The organism is Acinetobacter sp. YH12027 (assembly GCF_013420085.1).
In the GTDB taxonomy this organism is placed as follows: Bacteria; Pseudomonadota; Gammaproteobacteria; order Pseudomonadales; family Moraxellaceae; genus Acinetobacter; species Acinetobacter amyesii.
This window is the reverse complement of record NZ_VOYW01000026.1, coordinates 23577-45722: the sequence shown is the minus strand read 5'-3', so window position 1 is coordinate 45722 and position 22146 is coordinate 23577. Positions and strand designations below refer to the sequence as shown.

The following is a 22146-nucleotide window of genomic DNA, read 5'->3' as shown; positions in this document are numbered from 1 at the left end:
CGGCAAGACCATTCAAAATAGCCCCGATATTTCGTCTATTTATTAGCCATAAATATCAAATTAAGATTGCCTATGGCAAAAGATATCGAATGCGTGAGTGAACACTTGTACACTTAGTTACAATTAAAAATCTATTTGATTTAAATCATATTTTTATAACCAAAAATAAAAACTAAAACTTTAGTCGTATATTTAGCTGCGGCCGTTCGTTTTAAAAATATTCATAAGAAGTTGATCAGTTTCAAGCCAATTCAAGAAGCGTCATAACTCAACACTTGAGAAGCTGATCTCCCCCGCATATTAGGAGTGATCTTGTGAATATTTCAGAAACAATGCCGCATGGTTTTGATCAAAATCTACAGTTTCATCGTCAGTATGGTGCCAATGCCATTTTGCCAGAGATCGATTGGCGTCAGCTATTTAAGTTCAGCAAATTAAGTGATGTGCAAGTCGAAGCGTTGGAAACACTCTATCGCAGTGCCGTTCCTCTCGCGTTACAAGTGTTTGATGAACTGAATTTTGATGTCTTTGCGCCGAATGCCTACAAACCTCAAGGCCTTGGCTTATTCGATCGACTGGCAGAGCAAGAAGACCTACTGCTGCAAAATTTAGAAGCAGAATCCAATGGCTTGGGTTTGGACACCCGTCATCAGATTTGGAGCATGCTACTGCGTGGTGGTGCGGTTTTGGTGTTTAAAGCGTGGCTCGGTAAAGTCAAAACCGACAAAAACCAGCTGGATAAAACACAGTTTGATGAATTATCTGATTTACTATTTATTAAAACAGCGCCATTTGAATTGGCACAACGTTTAAATGTCGATGCCAACTCCAAGCAAGACCATATCTTCCTGATGTATGACAATGATGTTTATCTGGACCGTTTTAACAGCTTAGAAACTGCAGCCCTATTTGTGGATTTGGGCGTTTATGATGCTGCCTTTTTGAGTTTACGTGATGACCGTGTCGCGGATTATCTCAAAGCGCGCGGCTATGTGTCCGATGAACAAATTGATGAATTACAATGTGCGCTCAACCCTTTGTACTGTACCGATCTGACGCCTAAGCAAGACTATATTGCTTAAGTTATTGTTGAAGTTGTTTATATAAGGTATTAACTGATGTTACGCAGTAACATCAGAAGCACAATTTGATTCAAATAAAAGAACGATACGCGGTAACGTCATCCGCAAGTGTTTGAGACAGGACGACTTCTAATCACAAATGTTTTTGCGATACTTTGAATAATTTGGCGCAAGTGAACGAGTTTTGCGGATGACAATGGTTTTGGGTACTTTTGCCGAAACAAAAGTACCTCCAGCCGAAGGCTGATCCCTTTATTTAATCCCTAGATGTAAGACTCCGTCGAACTGACTTAAAAATCATTTTAAAAATGCGAAATTACTTTTAGGTGCGTAATATCAGTTATTGGTTTAATTCGCATTGTTCTATCGCTTAAACAGCATAAAAAAAGACCTCCACGATGGAGGTCTTTTTTTTTGGAAAAAATCCTTAGATTTTCTTTTCTTCAATATTCAATGCATTAATTGCCAATACAGCTTGAGTTCGGTTTTGTACGCCTAACTTACGGAAAATCGCCGTTACATGCGCTTTAATAGTTGCTTCAGATACATCTAACTCATAGGCAATTTGCTTATTCAACAAACCTTCCGCCACCATCATTAACACACGGAATTGTTGCGGTGTTAAAGACTGAATACGTTCGGCCAATGCTGTTTCATCTGCAGCACGTGGGTCAAAGTTCATGTTGGCAGGTAAATTTGGTGGTAACCAAATCTCGCCTTCTAAGACTTGACGAATCGCTTCACCAATGTGGCTTGGATGCGCAGATTTTGGAATATAACCCATCGCACCATGTGCAATCGCACGTTGGATAATCGACGCTTCTTCATGCGCAGAGACCACAATGATTGGAATCGATGGATATTGTGCGCGAATATGTACCAAGGCAGAAAAGCCTGAAGCACCTGGCAAGTTTAAATCCAATAACACAAGATCAGGCTCAGGGCCATTTTCAAGACGTTCATAGCATTCATTGACTGCTGCAGTCTCATGAATTTGCGCCTGAGGCAAACTATAACGAACCGCCTGAATTAAAGCATGACGAAACAGCGGGTGATCATCAACGATTAAAATATTCATAAGCAACGTGAGAGATCTTGTGCACAATGACCCTATTCTAACCACACATGCTATGTGAAGGATATGCAAGAACTTATTTTTTTGCATTTAAAATGTAGATTTTCACCTAAAATGCGTCTTTTTTCGCATTTTCTATAAATCTTTAAATCTAATCATATTTTCATATAAATTTTATCAACACAGTAAAAATGCTTATATCTAAGCATTAGATGTTGAAATATCAACAGTTTAAAACTTGAAATTTCACGAATCTTGTGGTTTTTCCAACATATCTAAAAATCAGATAACTTTTCTGATTTTCGTTATTTTACAGTGATCCACCCATCGGGATTAATAAAAGGCATTCCGAGAAACCACACTTTTAGGTTTAAAAAATGTCTCAAGTTAATCTACAAAAACCCCTGAATATTGTTGCTGTGTCAGGTGGTCTAAACAATCCATCTAAAACTGAAGCTTTGGTACAAGCCATTGTTGATGAACTCGGTGATGCGACTCCAATCAATGTGCATTTTATTAAGTTTAGTGAAATTGGCAATTTATTAGGTGGCGCGATTTACCGTAACCAATTGCCGCAACGTGTACAAGATGACCTTGCTGCCGTTGAAGCTGCTGATGCACTGATTGTTGGAACACCAGTTTACCGTGCTTCATTTACAGGCCTGTTTAAACACTTCTTTGACTTTGTCGAACAAACTGCCTTGGTGGATGTACCTGTCTTGCTTGCAGCTTCGGGTGGTTCTGAACGCCATGCTTTAGTGCTTGAACATCAACTGCGTCCATTGTTCAGTTTCTTTCAAGCGCAAACATTACCAATCGGAGTCTATGCAACAGATCGTGATTTCACCCCTGAATACACCATTCATAGTGAATTACTCCGTGACCGCATTACTTTAGCTGTAGCACGTGCGCTGCCGATTTTGGAATGGGCTCCAGCCAAAGGTCAGCGTGCTGAAGTGGTGAAAGCCAAGTCTCAACAAGCCAACCAAAACTTGGGCATTAATAAGCAAATCGAGCAAGAAGAAGTCCTTCCTTCTGCAGCTGTTCCAAGTTTGGATGCCGCTGAAGCTCGACTGCATAGTAAAAAGCCAAAAACGCAAGTGGCCTAAACACCACAGCTTAACAATTCGATCCCGAGGGTTTGCAAAATGTCAGTACAAGAAAAAAACATTACATTTGCGTATTGGGTACCAAACGTCAGTGGTGGTTTGGTGGTCAGTAATATTGAACAGCGTACCGATTGGAGCTATGACTATAACGTGCGTTTGGCACAAGCTGCAGAAAAAAGTGGCTTTGATTATGCGCTGGCTCAAATTCGTTTTACCGCAGGCTATAACGCGGAAAATCAACATGAATCGGTTAGTTTCAGTCATGGTATTTTGGCCAAAACCGAAAAGCTCAAAGTCATTGCAGCGATTTTACCCGGCCCTTGGAAACCAGCTCTGGCTGCGAAACAATTGGCGACCATCGATCATCTTACCAATGGCCGTATCGCGATTAATGTCGTGAGTGGTTGGTTCCGTGGTGAGTTTGATGCGATTGGTGAAGAATGGCCCGAGCATGATCAACGCTATGCGCGCTCTGAAGAATTCATTCGTAGCTTAAAAGGCGTGTGGACGCAGGATAACTTTAGTTTTGATGGTAAATACTATCAATTTAAAGACTACACCCTATCTCCAAAACCGGTGCAAAAACCGCATATCGAGATCTTTCAAGGTGGCAGTTCACGTGCAGCACGTGACATGGCATCCCGTGTTTCCGATTGGTACTTCACCAACGGCAATAGCCCTGCTGAGTTGAAAAAGCAAATCGATGATATTCGTGAAAAAGCCAAAGCCAACAACCATCAGGTCAAAATCGGGGTGAATGCCTTCATTATTGCCCGAGATACGGGGGAAGAAGCCCAAGCGGTGCTTCAAGCGATTATCGACAATGCCAATACCGAAGCGGTCAATGCCTTTGGCGATGCAACTCGTGAAGCAGGTGCATCCACCAAAGAAGGCGAAGGAAACTGGGCAAAATCTACTTTTGAAGATTTGGTTCAATATAACGACGGCTTTAAAACCAATCTAATTGGCACGCCACAACAAATTGCAGAACGCATTGTGGAACTCAAAAGTGTAGGCGTCGATTTGGTTCTCTCAGGTTTTCTCCACTTCATTGAAGAAGTGGAATACTTTGGCGAAAAAGTGTTGCCACTGGTTCGTGAACTGGAAGCTCAACAGCAGCAAGTTGTGCAGGCTAAATCAGCATAATTGTTGATGCAGTCACAGCTCATAAAATCAGCATAATAATCACAACCGGCTCACTTCACTTTCCTCCCCTAAGGCTCGGCTTAGGGGATTTTTTATCGCCAGTCCAATTTAAAGACATGCTCTGTTTCTACAAAACGAGCGGAATTGTAAACAAAGAAAAAGCCCGACATCCTGTCGGGCTTTTTCTATATGGATACTTAAGCATGACTCCTGTCTTGCTTCACAGTCCTGATGGTGAACACTTTGTTATTGTTTTATGTTCCGGAACGTCCTGTTCCTGTATGAGTTCATCTTAGGTAAAATTTAAAAGTACGCCTAGCGTCAAAAACTTCGTTACTTGTACGCTTAAGCTGACAAAATTGTGCGCAATCGGTTAACTTAAACCATAGATATTATATGGTTTTTTATAAAAATCGATATTTTTTAAATGGTTTTATCACCAATAGACACCCCGTAATTCCTATGATATTTCCAACAAAACACGAGGCAATAAGCATGCAACTGGTTTGGTTTCGACAAGATTTAAGACAACATGACCATAGCGCACTGTGGCAGGCGACACAGTCTGGTCCAACGATTGCCTTTATTGCGCTTTCTCCTGAACAATGGGCAAGGCATGACGATGCCCCCATTAAAATCCATCGCTATCTTGCCCAACTGGAACTTTTGCGACAGCAATTGGCTGAACTAAATATTCCACTGATTATTCAGCATATTCCCCATTGGTCAGACATCGCCAATGAGCTATTAACCCTATGTACTCAGCTCAATATACACACTGTTCATGCACATATTGAACATGGTGTGAATGAACTTAAACGAGATCGCGAAGTACAACAGTTATTAGAACAGCAGCACATCTCTGTTGAGCTGTACCATGACCGCACCCTGTTTCCTGTTGGCAGTATTCGCAATCAATCTGGACATCCTTATCAAGTTTTCGGTGCATTTAAGAAAAATTGCTACGAAAAATTAAGCATCAGTCTGCCTACTTGTTATCCCGCTATTGAAGCCCAAGCGGCTCTCGAACCGCATCCGCTGTGGCAAAATCAATTTGATTTAACTCCTTTTTATCCCACATCGCTGTTAGCTGCTCAAATCGAGCTTTGGCCGATTGGAGAAGATCACGCACTACAGTGCTTAGATGAATTTATTGAACAACATCTGCATCGTTATGCTGATGATCGGGACTTTCCAGCGCTCAATGCTACCAGTCGAATTGGCATGTATCTCAACTTGGGCATCTTGTCTATTCGCCAATGTCTGCAAGCCCTGTTTCGTGAACAAGGTGGCTATTTCCAGATCGACCACAGAGGGCAACAAACGTGGCTCGATGAGCTACTTTGGCGTGAATTTTACCAACACATTTTATTTGACTACCCGCAGGTATCTCAGCACCAGCCGTTTCAAACCAAAACCTTAAAAATAAAATGGCGCCATGCACCACAAGACTTGGCTGCATGGCAGCAAGGTCAGACAGGCATTCCAATTGTCGATGCAGGGATGCGTCAACTACTGGCTACGGGTTGGATGCATAATCGGGTGCGGATGATTTGTGCCATGTTCCTCAGTAAGAATCTACTGATCGATTGGCGGTTGGGGGAGCAATGGTTTATGCAGCACCTTGTCGATGGTGACTTAGCAGCCAATAATGGCGGTTGGCAATGGTGCGCCTCGACGGGTACAGATGCTGTACCTTATTTTCGGATTTTTAACCCGATCAGCCAATCTCAGAAATTTGATCCGAACGGGGATTATTTACGTCAATGGCTACCTGAACTGGCAGATTTGGATGCAAAGCAAATTCACCAACCCTTTGCCAAAAATCCTCAACTAGAATTGAACTACCCTCAACCGATCGTCGATTTAAAGCAGTCTCGCTTAGCTGCAATTGAAACTTTCCGAGCATTGTAGGCCATTGCCAAGATCGAACTGCTAGGGATCAAAACGCTGTACTGAAATGGTCACTCTAAGGCATAGCCGATCGGTCGTTTTGTCCCTACAATACAGAAAACGCAAATCATTTTAGAGACGCTCACATGTATACAGGCATCGTGCAAGGTTTAGAAAAAGTCTTAGACATTCGTCAAGGCAATGGCTTCACAACCTTGGTGATTTCAAATCATCAGAATTTTTTTCATGATGTCTTTATCGGAGCAAGTGTAGCGATTAATGGCGTGTGTTTAACGGCCACACATATTGATTTGGCAGCCAACCAAGTACATTTTGATGTTTCTGAATTGACCAATCAACTCACCACGCTAAAAGCTCTCAAGGCCGGTGATGAGGTCAATGTCGAACGCTCAGCCAAAGTTGGCGCAGAAAATGGTGGTCACAATCTATATGGACATATCGAAGGCACAGCCACGATCAAAAACTTAGAACATCGTGGGAAAACCTTTCATCTCGATATTCACATTCCGGCAGGCAATATTAAATATTTCTTTCTCAAAGGTTTTATTGGACTCAATGGTTGCAGTTTGACTGTGAACCGTGTTGATCGTGCCAATAGTGAAATTTCAATCGATCTCATTCCTGAAACACTGCGCCTCACTACATGGAAAGATGTCCAAGTCGGTGATGCCGTGAATTATGAAATTGATCAAACAACGCGAACCTTAGTCGATACCTTAGAAAATATTCATCAGCGTTAAAATCGACTGACAGCACATTGCAAAAAGCCTCCCTTTCGGAGGCTTTTTATTGGCTCATTTGCAATATACGTTTAAGAATAAAAACTTGGATCTGGCACTTTGGCTGTGAGCACCCATTCACCAACTTCCTGATATTTATAATCAATCGGATCGTGCAGGGTCTGGGTACGCACATTGCGCCAGAAGCGGTCTAAATTCAGTTTGGCCGTCGTGGCACGTGCGCCCATCACTTGGAAAATATTTTGCGTAATGTACAGCGAACTATTGGTGGCCGCAATTTTGGCTGTTGCAATCGCAATAGAGACTTCTCCACGTTGTTCCGCCGTCAAAGCTTCACCAATCTCCCAAGCCCCTTGCAAACGCTGAACCGCTTTATCTGCCAATAAACGTACACTTTCTAATTGCACATAAAACTCAGCAAAATGCTTTTGAATAAATGGGTCATTCACTGCATTTTCAGCCAATGATTTTGACCACGCCTTTTGGTTTTGAACCGTCTGTTTTGCTGTTTCAAAAGCCCCTTCTGCCACCCCTAAAAACAAATGCACAAAGATCAACTGTGCAATCAATGGACGCAAGCTGGAATACGGCGTACTCAAAGGCCCCGGGTTCAGTAGTAATTCATCTTTGGAAATTTTTACCTGTTCAAAATGACTGCTTCCACTGTCGGTTTGACGTTGTCCCATATTGTCCCAATCGCCGAGAAAACTGACGCCTTCACGTGCTGCAGGAATCACCCCGATCAATAATTTTCCGTCATCATTGAACCCAGAACACAGCAAAATGTCAGAATCCATGGAACCCGAACAAAAACTTTTATCGCCATGAAACACATATTCATGTTCAGACAGTTGCGTCACTGTCGTACGACGGTCCAAAGGGTTTAAGGTGTTGCCCCAAAATAAATGCTCACGTGCAGTCTGTTCAAACCATGGGCCATATTGCTCTGGCTGCGCGAACAACTGTACGGTTGCAATCAATAAATGATGGAAACCATAAACATGCGCCAATGAGCTATCCACTTGGGCAATGGTTTGAATGGTTTTAAAAATCGTCTGCCAATCTGCACCCTGTCCACCATATTGCTGTCCAATGGACAGTGCAAGCAAACCACTTTGACGAATCAAATCACGTTCAGCTTTGGGATTTCCCCCCTGCTTATCACGCTGAGCAGCCGTGGTGGCAAATTCTGCCGCCAGTTTTTGGGCAATATCGATTGGATCTTGAGTCAATGGAGTTGAAGCGTTCATATGTCTATCTGATTATTCTGTTACCGTTTTAGCTTAACAAAGCGCAGGCATTCAGCTTATCTCAATGCCTGCAGTCTATATCTGTAAAATCTATATCTCATGAAATCTAAGTCACCTAAATTCAGGCGACTTATGGCTTGGTCTTTTTATACGTCGTATGTACGGTGGATTAAAAGCATCATGAACATCCCTTCTTCCTAATCAACTTTCCTAAGGGAAAGGACGTTCAATATTGCCTTAATAACCCGTCGTATGAGCGATAGTGAACTTTCATCAGAACGCTATCACTCATGCTCAAATTGCTCTTATGACTTCGGATAAACCGTCACAATCAAATGTTCAACCACTTGAGGTTCTGCCAAGGTCGAAGTGTCGCCTAAAGAGTCCAGCTCATTGGCCGCAATTTTTCTTAAAATTCGGCGCATGATTTTACCAGACCGCGTTTTAGGTAAGGCTGGCGCCCAATGCAGTGCATCTGGCGTTGCCACTGGTCCAAGGACTTTTCGTACCCAAGCCACCAGTTCCTGACGCAACTCATCCGTCTCGGCTGTCCCGGCTTGTAAGGTCACAAAGGCGCAAATCCCCTGTCCCTTAATATCATGCGGCATACCCACCACCGCAGACTCTGCCACAGCATCATGTGCAACCAGCGCACTTTCAATTTCAGCCGTTCCTAATCGATGCCCTGAAACGTTTAAGACGTCATCCACACGGCCCGTAATCCAATAGTAGCCAGACTCATCACGACGTGCGCCATCACCTGTAAAATACGTCCCCGGATAAGTGGAGAAATAAGCTTCAATAAAGCGCTCAGGATCACCCCAAATGGTTCGCATTTGTCCCGGCCAAGAATCCTTAATCACCAAGTTACCTTCTACGGCGCCTTCAAGCTCATTGCCTTCAGCATCAACTATCGCAGGTTGTACACCAAAAAATGGACGCGTCGCCGAACCCGGTTTTAAATCAGTTGCCCCCGGCAATGGCGTAATCATGAAACCACCCGTTTCTGTTTGCCACCATGTATCCACCACTGGACAGCGGCTTTCACCTACCACGGTGTAGTACCAATTCCATGCCTCTGGGTTAATGGGTTCACCCACCGAACCCAGTAAACGCAAACTACTGCGGTCACTTTCTCGGACAAAGGCATCGCCTTCTCGCATCATGGCGCGAATTGCAGTCGGTGCCGTATATAAAATGGTGACATTGTGCTTATCGACAATATGTCCCGTACGTGCCCAACTTGGATATTGCGGCACCCCTTCAAACATCACGGTCGTGGTACCATTCGACAAGGGACCATACAATACATATGAATGCCCAGTGATCCATCCGACATCTGCGGTACACCAAAACACATCATCTTGTTTTAAGTCAAAAACTTCACGGAAAGTACAATTCACATAGGTTAAATAGCCTCCCGTGGTATGCAATACACCTTTCGGTTTTCCAGTTGAACCTGATGTATATAAAATAAACAGCGGGTCTTCGGCATTCATGGGTTCAGGTGGACAAATATCATTAACCGACATGATTTCCATGTGATACCACAAATCACGATCCGCTTTCATTTCGATCGGGTTACCTGTACGGTGCACCACAATGACATTTTGAACCGAAGATGTGCCTTCGATGTCGAGTGCAAGGTCGACATTTTCTTTGAGTGGGATGGGCTTACCACCACGCATCCCACAATCTGCAGTAATCACGACTTTCGCCTGACTATCATCAATACGACTTGCCAATGAGTCTGGTGAGAATCCGCCAAAAACCACGCAGTGTACTGCACCAATTCGGGTACAAGCCAACATCGCAATTGCCGCTTCGGGTACCATTGGCATATACAGCACCACACGGTCGCCTTTACCCACGCCATGTTTTTTCAGCACATTGGCAAAACGGCAAGTTTCATCATGCAGTTCTTCAAAAGAAATGATTTTATGCCGTGAAGGATGATCACCTTCCCAAATAATGGCCGGTTTATGTGGATGTTCTTTTAGATGTCGATCGAGGCAGTTGGCACTGACATTCAGTTCACCGTCAGCAAACCACTCGATCTTGAAATCATCTTGCTTAAAATTGGTATTTTTAACTTGGGTAAACGGTTTGATCCAATCGATCTTTTGCGCTTGCTCCGCCCAAAACTCATCTGGTTGTTCAATCGATTTTTGATAACGCTCAAAGTACTCCGACTCATTGATGCGCGCGGTTTTTTTAAAGCTTTCAGGTACTGGATAGATCTCTTTCATATTGTATTTTCCTTGATCTGATTCATCTCATCACGAGATGCCATGCCACATTTCTACTTTTATAATTTCTGCATCACAGCAGTATGACGATTAATTTTTAATCGCAGCAATCATGCTTTGGTCGTATTATTCTTTCCCATTTAAAGCATATTTTTGAGCAAAATTTCAACAAAAACATGTTTCAATTCAGTATCTGATCAGTTCATTTGAACCTATAATGCAAAGGTAATTTTACTCAGCATTCCGCATTTTTATTCTTCCATACACGTTGAGTTGACCCAAGCATGAATACCCAAGACTCTTCTTTCTTTTCCCGTCAGACGAACACTACATCGGACAATCCCTTGAAACCAGATGGACGTTTTGGTCGACTGAGCATGATTGGTTGGTATGGCTTTCTCAATATCATCAGCTTTTTTGCCTTGATCGCCTTAAGCCTTGCTGTGGGTATTTTCAACATCAATACCATGGCGTTAAATGAGCAATTTGTTGGCATATTCACAGGGGTATCTGGCCTCGCCTATTTGGCGATTATTATTCTCTACATTTATTTTTATTGTGTCTTTGTCGTGCGTCGGCTGCATGACCTCAATAAAGCCGGTTGGTTGCTACTATTATTATTTATCCCCGTGATCAATCTGTTCTTTATCCTGTATTTATTATTGGCCTCAGGCACACCGACCGTAAATCAATACGGCGCGCCACGCCCTGCTGCGGTTTGGGAAAAAATTCTGGCATGGTTGATGATTTTAATCAGTGTCTTGTCGCTCTTGGCTACAGGTAGCATCACCTCGTATATGATGGGTAGCGGAGAAATTGAATCGCCTACAGAAATCATTCAACAAGGTACTGAATACTTCTAAGCCACTGACCGAATTTGAGCCTGTCTGAATTTTGATACATCTGTTCGCAAGCCTGTAAATGAGGGTTATTTTCGCCACTAATTTCAGGCAAAATAGCGAAAAATCTGAACATTTGGAAAACTCGTGGCTGAAAAAGAAAATGCCTTGAGTGATGTCACTCAAGGCACGACTCAACTTTTGCAAGAGGCAACAGAAAAAACCGCACAAACCGTGCTGGAACATACCTCTAAATATAATGACGCATACTCAACGATCGATAAATTTGTCGATGGATTTTGGGAACGCCTGCCTTATATTTGTATCGCATTAATTGTTTTTACGATCTTCTATCTACTGTCTAAACTCTTTAGATTCTTTGTTCGTAAAGCGCTCACTGACCGTTCTTATTCAAAACAAAATCTAGTTTTGGTCCTGAACCGTGTCGGTAGCTCAGCCATTATGTTCTTCGGTTTCCTGATTGCAATGGTCATTGCGATCCCTGGTTTCACACCGGGTCAGCTCATGAGTGCCTTGGGGATTGGTTCGGTTGCAATCGGTTTCGCGTTTAAAGATATTTTCCAGAACTTACTGTCGGGTATTTTGATTCTCCTCGGTGAACCGTTCAAAATCGGTGACGACATTATTGTGTCAGGAATGGAAGGTACAGTTGAAGATATTCAAATTCGTGCAACCTTCCTACGCTCTCCCGATGGTCGTCGTATCGTGATTCCAAACGCGACGGTTTACACCAGTGCGGTAACGGTGAATACCGCTTATCAACGTCGTCGTTGTGAATTTGTGGTGGGTATTGGTTATGAAGATGACATTCAAAAAGCTAAAAACATTGTTTTGGCCATTTTAGACAAAGACCCGACCATTTTGAGCCAACCTGCGTTTACCGTAAACGTGAATGCTTTGGCTGATTTCTCGGTCAATCTGAATGTCCGTTGGTGGGTAGATACCACAGAAACCACCACTGCGAACTCGATCAGTGAAGTGCAAGAACACGTTATCCAAGCATTCAATCAAAATGGTATTTCAATTCCGTACCCTGTACAGGAAGTGAAAGTTTACCGTGGTGATCAAGCTGAGGTAGAAGCTTCAACAGCTAAATAATCGCCCTAAAACGTACGGAATCACAGTTTCTGTACGGATAATTCGGTTGCCTAAGCTGACTGCTTGGCAGCCGTTTTTTATGAGTAAATCTACCTCATAAGGGATATATCCACCTTCAGGTCCAATGATGATCGTACATCCATGTTGAATTCCTGTAGGCATCACATCTTCGACATAAGGATGCGCCACATAAGCGGGATAGTCTGACGAGATCATGCTCGGTAGAACATCCTCCACAAAGGGTTTAAAACGTTTATACAGTTCAATTTTGGGCGCAATAGTGTCACCAGCCTGCTCCAAACCTAAGGTCACATAGTGATCGAGCTGCTGTAAAAATGGGGTCTGCCAATAGCTTTTATCCACGCGATAACTGTGCAGCAAAATGATTTTTTCTACGCCTAAGGTGACGGCATCCATGATCAGACGGCGCAACACTTTCGGACGAGGCATTGCCACAATTAAAGTCACCGGATGCTTTGCTGGTACTTCTTCTTCTTGTAAGGGTTTAAGTTGAATGCCGTTATCCGTAATACTGACGATTTGGGTTAAATAACGCTTTCCTTCCCGAATCCCGACTTTGAGGGTATCGCCCACTTGTACATCGACATGGGTTTTTAAATGCTCAATTTGGCGTTTGGCACTGATATTCCACAGTTCAGATTCAGTTTGACGTGGGTCAAGCAGGACAATGTTCATAAAAATTCTCTTACCCAGTTCAATTGGATACGCGAAAACGTCATCCACAACGGTTCAAGGCAACACTCAATAGAATCACTCAAGTTTCAGCGATTATTTGTTAGACATAAAAATTCGACGCGTTTTGTCGGTGAGCTGCACTGCACCGCAAGATGGCTTCCTTGCGAAGCTTCGCATTCCATTTTGCCGAATGAGAAACAACGTTTCGTAAGAGTACCTCCAGCCTAAGGCTAAGCCCTTTCTTCAAACCTTAGATGTAAGACTCCATCGAGCCTATTCATTCATCTATTTAAAACAACAACCAATTTAAATCATGGTTGAAAAATCAAAGGTATTGATCAATCACCTGAATATGCTTTTGCAGCGACCCGGTATTCTTTTGCATAATCAGCTGCGCTGCATCATTTAAAGCCTGCGCTTTCGCAGTATTTTGAATGATCTCAACCAATGCACTGGCCGCCTGCTCAAAATCCTGCACAACCACAACCGCATGAGCCGCTACAAATTCATCCACAATGGTTTGAAAATTAAAATAATGCTGACCTAATACTGTCGGGACATGCAGCGCGATAGGCTCCAAAATATTATGTCCACCGCCCGGTTCATTTAAAGAACCACCGACAAAACACGCCTGACTCAGTGCCAGCCAAAGCCATAATTCGCCCATACTATCCGCCAAATATACTTGTGTTTCAGGCTGAATCGTTTGCTTTAAACTGCGGCGCTGTGTGCGTAAATTCAGTTTCTGCGCTTCTACAAAAACGTCATCAAAGCGTTCAGGATGCCGTGGTACGACGATACATAACAGCTCAGGCTGTTGTTGCAAAATCGGCTGCAGCGCTGCGAGTAGTTTTTGTTCTTCTGGCGCATGCGTACTGGCAATGGTAATGATTTTGCGCTCTTGCAAAGCCCAATCTTCACGCAACTGCGCTGCTTGTTGCACAAAGCTATCGGGTGCATGAATATCAAACTTGATACTTCCCACGACCTGACTGGTATGGGGGTTTGCACCCAACTCAATAAATCGCGCTAAAGTTGCCTGATCTTGCGCCAATAATTGTTTCAAACTCTTTAGCATCGGCTGCGTCAAACTCGGGACTTTGCCATAACCTTTCGCCGATTTTTCAGATAATCTGGCATTAATTAATAAACACGGAACGTTGGCCTGATCGGCTTCAATCATCAAATTTGGCCAGAGTTCAGTTTCGACCAGTGCCAACATTTTCGGTTGATATTTTTCGATAAAACGACGGACTAATTTTTTTTGATCTGCCGGCAAATACACGGCCTGAAACAGTGATTCATAAGGTGCTTTTAAAAATAATTGTTTCGCACGCGCTTGTCCGGTTTTGGTGGTATTGGTGACTAAGACTGGATGGCTTGCTTTGAGATAATGTTCAATCAGCGGCTGTGCAGCGTTGGTTTCTCCTACGGAAACCACATGAAACCAAATTGCATTGCGGTTTTTAACCGGCTGAAATGGCCCAAAGCGCTCAAGACACTCTTGCTGATATAGTTGGAGATCTTCAGCACGTTTTTTGATGCGCCATTGATATAGCGGCTTAATCAGCGCCAAAGCTGCGTTATACCAAAAAGGAGTAGTCAAATTATTACGCTCAAAAACGGTTTGAATCGGCAGAATATATCAGAGCATTATCCACATGTTAATGGATAATGCGTATTCAAGTGTCGATTAATAGGTTGAACGACCTGAACCAAATTTATTTTTCATGCTTGGATAATCAATATAGCCTTCGGCAACATCTGTTCCAATCATATTTTCCAACTGCAATTCATTCAGTGCAGCATTCGCTAGCAAACGTTCAAACAAATCTGGATTGGCAATATAAGCTTTACCAAAAGACACCGCATCGGCTTTACCTGAGGCCAATAAATCAACAGCATCTTCACGGCTTAAACGCATATTGGCAATGTACGGCACTCCATTTGAGCGCTGTTTCAGATAGTCACTAATACTGTCATCCGCCAGATATTCACGGGTAAAGAAAAATGCAATCTTCCTCTGCCCCAACTGCTCTAAGGCATAGCCAAAGGTTTCACGTGGATCATGATCGCCCATATCGTGTTCATCACCACGCGGCGCAAGATGTACACCTACACGACCTGCACCCCACACTTCGATCAGCGCATCCACCACTTCAAGCAATAAACGTGCGCGGTTTTCGACAGAACCACCATACTCATCTTCACGTAAATTGGTTTTGCTTTGTAGGAATTGATCGATCAAATAACCATTGGCCGCATGCAATTCCACACCATCAAAACCGGCTTCTTTGGCTTTGATCGCAGACTGTTTGTATTGTTCTACAATGCTTTTGATTTCTGCAATCTCTAATGGACGTGGCACGACATATTCGCGTTTTGGGCGAAGCAGACTGACATAACCCGCCTGTTGTACCGCACTGGCAGAAACTGGTGTATCACCATTCAAAAGGTCGGGATGTGAGACACGTCCGACATGCCACAATTGTGCCACAATTAAACCTTGCTGTTCATGTACGGCTTGGGTCACCAATTTCCAGCCCTGAACTTGAGCATCGGTAAATAAACCCGGCGTCTGCAAATAGCCATTAGCTGCTTCTGAAATGACTGTTGCTTCTGAAATGATTAATCCAGCACTTGCACGCTGTGCATAATATTCAGCCATCATCGGCGTTGGAACACGGTCAATGGTTGCACGACTACGGGTTAGTGGCGCCATTACAACGCGATTTTTGAGGTGTAAATCACCCAAAATGAGAGGAGTATTAAGTTCAGCCATATATGTCTCGCCTAACACTTCAAATGCGAAAAATGATTTAAAGTGAGTTCTGCAGATAATCAATATATTGCTGAATGAGTTCTTCATTGCGCGAAAAATACGACCATTGACCATATTTCTCGGCTTGAATTAAGCCCGCCTGTTGTAACACAGACAAATGATTAGACATCGTAGACTGCGAAACATTACCGAGTTTTTCGATATTGCCAGCGCATACACCACGATTAAAGCCGCCACATTGTTCTTCTGACAAAAATTGTTCAGGTGTTTTCAACCATTCCAAGATTTGACGTCGAGTCGGATTGGCAAGTGCTTTAAAAATTAAATCAATATCCATAATTTAAACGGGTTTAATTAAATAAAAATTTGGACAACAAAGTTCTATTCAGCATCTTGAATACACTATATCGTATTTTTTCGATTTTTATATCGATTTTTTTAGATATGATGATCAAAAACAGATAGAACTTTGTTTTCTATATAAATTTAAATTACAAACCTTGTTTGAGGCTGGCTTCAATAAACTTATCTAAATCACCATCAAGTACCGCGCCGGTGTTTGAACTTTCCACACTGGTACGTAAGTCTTTAATACGCGAGTCATCTAAAACGTATGAACGAATTTGGCTGCCCCAACCGATATCGGACTTGGTGTCTTCCAACGCTTGTGCCGCATCATTACGTTTTTGCATCTCAAGTTCGTACAATTTTGCACGTAACTGTTTCCAAGCATGGTCACGGTTGGCGTGCTGTGAACGTTGGTTCTGACATGCCACCACAATCCCTGTTGGAGCGTGAGTTAAACGTACTGCAGAGTCTGTTTTGTTAATGTGCTGACCACCCGCACCAGATGCACGATAGGTATCAGTACGAACATCAGCTGGATTGATTTCAATTTCAATATTGTCATCAATTTCAGGGGATACAAAAACCGCTGAGAATGAAGTATGGCGACGGTTACCCGAGTCAAAAGGTGACTTACGGACTAAACGGTGTACGCCAGATTCTGTACGTAACCAACCATATGCATACTCACCTTCTACACGGATCGTTGCAGACTTGATCCCTGCCACATCACCATCAGACTCTTCCATCACTTCTGCTTTAAAACCATGACGTTCAATCCAACGTAGATACATACGTAGTAACATCGATGCCCAGTCCTGTGCTTCAGTACCACCTGAACCTGCTTGAATTTCGACATAGCATGGGTTCGGGTCCATCGGATTACTGAACATACGACGGAATTCTAATTTCGCAAGTTCTGCTTCCGCTGAAGTTAACTCTGCTTGCACATCTGCAAGTAAGCTTTCTTCTTCTGCTTCAACCGCAAGATCAAGCATGGCTTGTGCATCTTCCAACTGAGTCGACAAACCTTCTAAAACGTTAATCACGTTTTCAAGTTCGCCTTTTTCTTTGGCCATGGCTTGAGCATGGTTTTGATCATTCCAAATTGCGGGGTCTTCTAACTCGCGGAGAACCTCTTCTAAACGCTCTTTTTTCAGATCGTAGTCAAAGATACCCCCGTAGTGTTTGACCACGGTCATTTAAGTCTTTTAGCTGTAATAGATACGGATTAATTTCCACGCGAAATACTCTCAATCAAAAATTTTGGCTTAAATAGCCGATCATTATATCACAGAGCTTTTATCCAATTTCAGCAAGAATTGGCAATCTCAATCATTAACGTCAATGTACAGAATATGAACAATACGCTCGCCTTATTATTTATTACATTTTATTTACAACAATAATGTTTCGAGGGTTTTATGAATAAAACATTACTTGCACTAGGCTTAGCTGTTATCACGTCATCAAGTTTTGCGTATGATGGCCAAATTGACGGTGGTTTTACTTATAAAGATTGGGACAATGATATTGTTGATACTGATAATACCTTCAACCTAAAAGGTACTTTGTATTTTGACTCAGTACAAACTGGTAAAGGCCCTTTAAATGAAGCTGCTTTTCTAGGTCATAACAGCAATGCCTATCTTGGTTATTCATATAAAATTTTGGAAACTAATGAGATTTTCGGTTCCAAACTTGAATCTGATACTCATCACCTTAATGCTAGTATTGAGTATTTTGTCGAACAATTCTACCTAAATGGTGAAATTGGTTTTGGTCAATCCAATATAAAAGCAACTGAATTTGGTCAAACGATTGATGATGAAGATGAAGATGTGACAACTTACCGCGCATTAGTGGGTTATCTTCCTGTTTCTAACCTTTTACTTGCTGCAGGTATCGACGGCATTAAAGTTGAAGATGGTGATGACGACAACCGTTTTGCGGTGAAAGCAAAATACGTTACAGCTTTAAATAATGGTCAATACATCAACCTTGAAGCAGATGGTGCTTTTGGCGACGTTGATTCTGCAACAATTGGTGCAGACTATTACTTCGACCAAGCTTTTAGCGTGGGTGCAGCTTATAACATCGTTGATGATGGTAATGAAGACACGGATTACTTCGCTATTCGTTCAAAATACTTCCTTAACCCGAACCTAGCAATCGGTGGTCAAGTTGGTTTTGGTGATGACGTTCAAGCGTTCAACATCAATGCAACTTTACGTTTCTAATTTCGTTTGAATTAGGAATGTGCATTAAAAAAGCACCTCAAATTTGAGGTGCTTTTTTCTTTTCGATGTAATATTTACTTTAAAAAAAGTCCAGTTGTTGACCAAATAATCTACAAATTCATAATATCTATACAGTTTTAATAAAACAAAACATTAATAATAATTATATATTTTTCAATATCTTAAATAATTAAAATTACATAAAATTACCGAATACACAGTTCTGCAACTTTGCAGCGATTGACCATCTTTAAAAATTCTCTAGACTAAAACTTGTAACAAAAAATGTATTAAATTTAGCCAAACAATTTAGAGGGGTAGTTTCCATGAAAAAACTCGCAATTGCTTCAGCACTTCTTTCTGCACTTGCTATTACAGGTACAGCTCATGCTTATCAAGCAGAAGTAGGCGCTTCAGCTGGTTACATCGACCCAGATAATGGAAGCTCTGGCAGTGAATTTGGTGTAAACGGTACTTATTACTTCAACCCTGTTCAAACGCGTAACGCTCCTCTTGCAGAAGCTGCATTCTTAAACCGTGCAAGTAACGTCAATGCACACGCAACTTTCGCTGATCGTGGCAATGTTGACGACAATACTTATGGCGTTGGTATCGAATACTTCGTACCAAACTCAGATTTCTATGTATCTGGTGATGTAAGCCGTAATAATGTCGAAGTTGACACTGCAGTCGGCACAATAGACAACGATACAACTTATTATGCAGCTGAAGTGGGTTACCTTCCTGCACCTGGTTTCTTAGTTGCTGCCGGTCTAAAAGGTTGGGACAATGACGATGACGACGGTGTAGATCCAACTTTACGTGCTAAATACGTAACAACTTTAAGCAATGGTAAAGACATCAACCTTGAAGCGGGTGCAGCATTCGGTGATCTAGATGAATTCAATCTAGCAGCGGATTACTTCATCGACAAAACATTCAGTGTTGGTGCTGACTACTACAACAACGATGTCACTGATCGTAACGAAGTAGGGATCAATGCACGTAAATTCTTCAACCAACAAGTGAGCCTTGAAGGTCGTGTTGGTTTCGGTGAAGTTGGCAACAATGACTACAATTCATTTGGTGTAGCAGCGAAATACCGCTTCTAATCCATTGAAGTCAAAACCATAAAAAAACCGCTCTTCTGAGCGGTTTTTTATTTGCCTGTAAAAATGGAATTTATTGAGCCAAGTGTAAAACTCTCAATTGAACACTGACATTTCCTCTAAATTCATTTTTATCGAGTTCGTAGACCAAGCGGATTTTATCTTGCATAGGATTAAATTCATATTTTTCTGCCGCATTAAATGCAATTGCGTCCACCATTAAACCATTATCTAAAGCAAGTTTTAATTTCAAATGTAGGTCTTTCAACCAACGATAATCTAAAATTTTAAATAGGCCTTCATAGACCGGTGCAGGGAATTTTTGTCCCCATGGACTTAAATTTTGCAGAAGATCGACGGTTTCGACATTAATGGCCGAATCGGGCAATTCGCCATCTGTCCAAATAGTGGCCTGAAATAAACTTTCATCTTGCGCAGCGATGAGTGCTTCAAAAGCGGTTTTAAATTCAGAAAAATGCTGCTTTTGAATGGTTAGTCCTGCTGCGGCTGCATGTCCACCAAAATGACTGACCAAATGCGGATGTAATTCAGCAATACGCTCAATACTGTCTCGAATATGAATACCTTCGATAGAACGCGCAGAGCCTTTAATATGTACGCCATCTTCATCTGCAGCAAAGACGATTGCAGGTCTATGGAATTGTTCTTTCAAACGCCCTGCAACAATCCCAATCACCCCTTGATGCCAATGCTGTTCAAACATGATCAAGGCTGCAGGTAAGTTATCCTGATCAAGCTGAATATGTTCTAACTCAGCCAGAGCTTCCTGTTTAATCTGCCCTTCGACTTGGCGTCTTTCAATATTGAGTTGATTCAACTGCTGCGCAATCGGATAAGCCGTACTTAAATCCGCCGCAATCAGACACTCAATCCCAATATCCATAGTCTCCATACGCCCAGCTGCATTGAGTCGTGGGCCGACCACAAAGCCCAAGTCTTGTGCTTTTAACTGTGCGGGATCACGACCAGCGATATCCAATAATGCACTGATCCCTGGACGACATAGTCCTTGCTGTATCCGCTTCAAACCAGCATCGATCAAGATCCGATTATTCAGATCTAGACTTGCAACATCGGCATAAGTGCCTAAAGCCACCAAGTCCAAATATTGGCTGAGGTTGGCTGTAGATTTAGCATTTTTTTTACGCATACTGGCCAAATTGGCCAACACATAAAATGCAACACCTACGCCAGCCAAGGCTTTACTTGGAAATTCACATCCCAACTGATTCGGATTCACCACCGCTTCTGCTTGTGGTGTTTCCTTCGTAGTCAGGTGATGGTCTGTAATGATCACCTGCATACCATGCGCCTGTGCCTGTGCTACACCAGCATGGCTCGAAATACCATTATCGACTGTAATCAGCACATCTGGGGTAAAACTCACGAAGGCTAAATCAGCAATGGCGGGTGTCAGGCCATAACCATACTTAAAACGGTCTGGAACCAGATATTCAACATCCGCGCCCATATCACGCAGTGCCAAGACCATCAATGCAGTACTGGTTGCACCATCGGCATCATAGTCGCCTACAATGACAATTTTTTTATGTGCATCAATAGCTTGGTCGATCAACTCTATAGCTTGCTGCATGCCTTTTAAGGTCGGGGCATGTAAATGCTTGAGCTTCAATTCCAGTTCTTGTGCGGAAGAAACCCCGCGACGTGCCAATAAATCAGCAATAAACGGGGCAACGCCCTGAATATCTTCAGGGCGCGTCAAATAGGGTCTTTGTTGAATTAAAAGTTTAGACATTTATGGCATCAGTCGCTGTAAAACCCATTGACCATCCTGTAGTTTATAACTCAAGCGGTCATGTAAACGATTCGGACGGCCTTGCCAAAATTCATAATAATCCGGAACTAAACGATAGCCGCCCCAAAACTCAGGTTTCTCCAAAACGTCTTTGCTTTCCACTTGATCATGCAAATTTTGGAAACGCTGTTGTAATTCTTCACGACTAGCGATAACACCACTTTGTGGAGTACTAATGTGCGCTGCAATTTGGCTATCACGCGGTCGTTTATGGTAATAATCCGTAGATTCTTCGAGAGATATCTTTTCCACACGACCACTGACCCGAATTTGACGTTCCTGCTCTTGCCAATAAAACAATAATTCTGCATAAGGATTATCGAGCAGATCATTGCCTTTTTGACTGTCATAGTTGGTGTAGAAGTCATAACCTGCATGGGTCGCACCGCGCAACAAGACCGTCCGCACGTGCGGACGACCTTGGGCATTTGCCGTAGCCAAAGACATAGCATAGGGTTCATGCAGTTGTGCTGCTAAGGCATGGTTAAACCATAATAAAAACTGCTCATGTGGATCACGGTTCACCTGATCTTCATGCAACTCACCTTTTTGATAAGTTAAACGCAGTTCACTTAAGTCCTTAATCACATCATTCATGCAATATCCCCTCTTGA

General features: G+C 42.5%; 19 protein-coding genes. 9 read left to right on the top strand and 10 right to left on the bottom strand.

Annotated elements, in window-relative coordinates:
• Positions 1 to 332: 332 nt before the first annotated feature.
• Positions 333 to 1082 carry a hypothetical protein gene (locus FTT94_RS10720; protein WP_171525947.1) on the top strand — a complete coding sequence of 250 codons (750 nt, stop codon included), beginning with the start codon at positions 333 to 335 and terminating at the stop codon, positions 1080 to 1082.
• Between the two features lie 427 nt (positions 1083 to 1509).
• Here FTT94_RS10720 and FTT94_RS10715 read toward each other — a convergent pair whose 3' ends face one another.
• Positions 1510 to 2160, bottom strand: coding sequence for a response regulator transcription factor (locus FTT94_RS10715; RefSeq protein ID WP_078190543.1), 651 nt, complete (start codon positions 2158 to 2160; stop codon positions 1510 to 1512).
• A gap of 374 nt (positions 2161 to 2534) precedes the next feature.
• On the opposite strand from FTT94_RS10715, the gene msuE reads away from it, so the two are divergent.
• From msuE to FTT94_RS10695, 4 genes are all read left to right on the top strand, one after another.
• Positions 2535 to 3266: an FMN reductase gene (msuE, locus tag FTT94_RS10710; protein WP_078190544.1), complete on the top strand. Its 732-nt coding sequence runs from the start codon at positions 2535 to 2537 to the stop codon at positions 3264 to 3266.
• A 39-nt stretch (positions 3267 to 3305) separates the two neighbouring features.
• Positions 3306 to 4412, top strand: coding sequence for a dimethylsulfone monooxygenase SfnG (gene sfnG, locus FTT94_RS10705; protein WP_180170775.1), 1107 nt, complete (start codon positions 3306 to 3308; stop codon positions 4410 to 4412).
• A gap of 495 nt (positions 4413 to 4907) precedes the next feature.
• The gene (locus FTT94_RS10700) at positions 4908 to 6326 is read left to right on the top strand and encodes a deoxyribodipyrimidine photo-lyase (protein WP_180170774.1); all 1419 of its coding nucleotides are present in this window, start codon (positions 4908 to 4910) and stop codon (positions 6324 to 6326) included.
• 125 nt (positions 6327 to 6451) lie between these two features.
• The gene (locus FTT94_RS10695; RefSeq protein WP_180011582.1) at positions 6452 to 7066 is read left to right on the top strand and encodes a riboflavin synthase subunit alpha; all 615 of its coding nucleotides are present in this window, start codon (positions 6452 to 6454) and stop codon (positions 7064 to 7066) included.
• Positions 7067 to 7137: 71 nt separating this feature from the next.
• Here FTT94_RS10695 and FTT94_RS10690 read toward each other — a convergent pair whose 3' ends face one another.
• Both FTT94_RS10690 and acs read right to left on the bottom strand, forming a co-directional pair.
• The gene (locus FTT94_RS10690; protein WP_180170773.1) at positions 7138 to 8316 is read right to left on the bottom strand and encodes an acyl-CoA dehydrogenase family protein; all 1179 of its coding nucleotides are present in this window, start codon (positions 8314 to 8316) and stop codon (positions 7138 to 7140) included.
• Positions 8317 to 8621: 305 nt separating this feature from the next.
• Positions 8622 to 10565: an acetate--CoA ligase gene (gene acs / locus FTT94_RS10685; protein WP_180011584.1), complete on the bottom strand. Its 1944-nt coding sequence runs from the start codon at positions 10563 to 10565 to the stop codon at positions 8622 to 8624.
• 284 nt (positions 10566 to 10849) lie between these two features.
• Between acs and FTT94_RS10680 the strand changes: the two genes are divergently transcribed.
• Positions 10850 to 11428: a DUF805 domain-containing protein gene (locus FTT94_RS10680; protein ID WP_168379414.1), complete on the top strand. Its 579-nt coding sequence runs from the start codon at positions 10850 to 10852 to the stop codon at positions 11426 to 11428.
• Positions 11429 to 11551: 123 nt separating this feature from the next.
• The gene (locus FTT94_RS10675) at positions 11552 to 12523 is read left to right on the top strand and encodes a mechanosensitive ion channel family protein (protein WP_180135108.1); all 972 of its coding nucleotides are present in this window, start codon (positions 11552 to 11554) and stop codon (positions 12521 to 12523) included.
• On the opposite strand, the gene FTT94_RS10670 is transcribed toward FTT94_RS10675, so the two are convergent.
• The 5 genes from FTT94_RS10670 to prfB all read right to left on the bottom strand — a co-directional run bounded on the left by FTT94_RS10670 (position 12509) and on the right by prfB (position 17588).
• Entirely contained in the window at positions 12509 to 13219 is a 711-nt protein-coding gene (locus FTT94_RS10670) for a 16S rRNA (uracil(1498)-N(3))-methyltransferase (protein WP_180092747.1), read from the bottom strand. The genes FTT94_RS10675 and FTT94_RS10670 overlap by 15 nt on opposite strands.
• A gap of 325 nt (positions 13220 to 13544) precedes the next feature.
• On the bottom strand, positions 13545 to 14825 hold the full coding sequence (locus FTT94_RS10665; RefSeq protein ID WP_180170772.1) for a 3-deoxy-D-manno-octulosonic acid transferase: 1281 nt from the start codon (positions 14823 to 14825) through the stop codon (positions 13545 to 13547).
• A gap of 87 nt (positions 14826 to 14912) precedes the next feature.
• Positions 14913 to 16001, bottom strand: coding sequence for an alkene reductase (locus FTT94_RS10660; RefSeq protein WP_111884475.1), 1089 nt, complete (start codon positions 15999 to 16001; stop codon positions 14913 to 14915).
• A 37-nt stretch (positions 16002 to 16038) separates the two neighbouring features.
• Positions 16039 to 16338 (bottom strand): helix-turn-helix transcriptional regulator, encoded by a 300-nt coding sequence (locus FTT94_RS10655; protein WP_078190555.1) that lies wholly within the window; start codon positions 16336 to 16338, stop codon positions 16039 to 16041.
• A 154-nt stretch (positions 16339 to 16492) separates the two neighbouring features.
• Positions 16493 to 17588 (bottom strand): peptide chain release factor 2 gene (prfB, locus tag FTT94_RS10650; protein WP_180170771.1). Its coding sequence is split into 2 segments (ribosomal slippage): positions 16493 to 17515 and positions 17517 to 17588, totalling 1095 coding nucleotides; the frame shifts between segments, so codons are not numbered across the junction.
• A 182-nt stretch (positions 17589 to 17770) separates the two neighbouring features.
• Here prfB and FTT94_RS10645 point away from each other — a divergent pair.
• The gene (locus tag FTT94_RS10645; protein ID WP_180170770.1) at positions 17771 to 18586 is read left to right on the top strand and encodes a porin; all 816 of its coding nucleotides are present in this window, start codon (positions 17771 to 17773) and stop codon (positions 18584 to 18586) included.
• Between the two features lie 326 nt (positions 18587 to 18912).
• On the top strand, positions 18913 to 19698 hold the full coding sequence (locus FTT94_RS10640) for a putative porin (protein WP_067761595.1): 786 nt from the start codon (positions 18913 to 18915) through the stop codon (positions 19696 to 19698).
• Between the two features lie 70 nt (positions 19699 to 19768).
• Here FTT94_RS10640 and recJ read toward each other — a convergent pair whose 3' ends face one another.
• A complete protein-coding gene (gene recJ, locus FTT94_RS10635) occupies positions 19769 to 21472 on the bottom strand; it encodes a single-stranded-DNA-specific exonuclease RecJ (protein ID WP_180049752.1) in 1704 nt (567 codons plus the stop codon).
• Entirely contained in the window at positions 21473 to 22129 is a 657-nt protein-coding gene (gene pdxH, locus FTT94_RS10630; protein WP_180041705.1) for a pyridoxamine 5'-phosphate oxidase, read from the bottom strand.
• Positions 22130 to 22146: the final 17 nt, after the last annotated feature.

What these genes read in the sequence shown, in the direction of transcription:
- msuE (WP_078190544.1), top strand. Translation starts at nt 2,535, where the DNA reads ATGTCTCAAGTTAATCTACAAAAACCCCTGAATATTGTTGCTGTGTCA.
- sfnG (WP_180170775.1), top strand. Translation starts at nt 3,306, where the DNA reads ATGTCAGTACAAGAAAAAAACATTACATTTGCGTATTGGGTACCAAAC.
- FTT94_RS10700 (WP_180170774.1), top strand. Translation starts at nt 4,908, where the DNA reads ATGCAACTGGTTTGGTTTCGACAAGATTTAAGACAACATGACCATAGC.
- FTT94_RS10680 (WP_168379414.1), top strand. Translation starts at nt 10,850, where the DNA reads ATGAATACCCAAGACTCTTCTTTCTTTTCCCGTCAGACGAACACTACA.
- FTT94_RS10660 (WP_111884475.1), bottom strand. Translation starts at nt 16,001, where the DNA reads ATGGCTGAACTTAATACTCCTCTCATTTTGGGTGATTTACACCTCAAA.
- FTT94_RS10720 (WP_171525947.1), top strand. Translation starts at nt 333, where the DNA reads ATGCCGCATGGTTTTGATCAAAATCTACAGTTTCATCGTCAGTATGGT.
- pdxH (WP_180041705.1), bottom strand. Translation starts at nt 22,129, where the DNA reads ATGAATGATGTGATTAAGGACTTAAGTGAACTGCGTTTAACTTATCAA.
- FTT94_RS10655 (WP_078190555.1), bottom strand. Translation starts at nt 16,338, where the DNA reads ATGGATATTGATTTAATTTTTAAAGCACTTGCCAATCCGACTCGACGT.
- FTT94_RS10715 (WP_078190543.1), bottom strand. Translation starts at nt 2,160, where the DNA reads ATGAATATTTTAATCGTTGATGATCACCCGCTGTTTCGTCATGCTTTA.
- FTT94_RS10695 (WP_180011582.1), top strand. Translation starts at nt 6,452, where the DNA reads ATGTATACAGGCATCGTGCAAGGTTTAGAAAAAGTCTTAGACATTCGT.
- FTT94_RS10645 (WP_180170770.1), top strand. Translation starts at nt 17,771, where the DNA reads ATGAATAAAACATTACTTGCACTAGGCTTAGCTGTTATCACGTCATCA.
- FTT94_RS10640 (WP_067761595.1), top strand. Translation starts at nt 18,913, where the DNA reads ATGAAAAAACTCGCAATTGCTTCAGCACTTCTTTCTGCACTTGCTATT.
- FTT94_RS10670 (WP_180092747.1), bottom strand. Translation starts at nt 13,219, where the DNA reads ATGAACATTGTCCTGCTTGACCCACGTCAAACTGAATCTGAACTGTGG.
- recJ (WP_180049752.1), bottom strand. Translation starts at nt 21,472, where the DNA reads ATGTCTAAACTTTTAATTCAACAAAGACCCTATTTGACGCGCCCTGAA.
- FTT94_RS10690 (WP_180170773.1), bottom strand. Translation starts at nt 8,316, where the DNA reads ATGAACGCTTCAACTCCATTGACTCAAGATCCAATCGATATTGCCCAA.
- acs (WP_180011584.1), bottom strand. Translation starts at nt 10,565, where the DNA reads ATGAAAGAGATCTATCCAGTACCTGAAAGCTTTAAAAAAACCGCGCGC.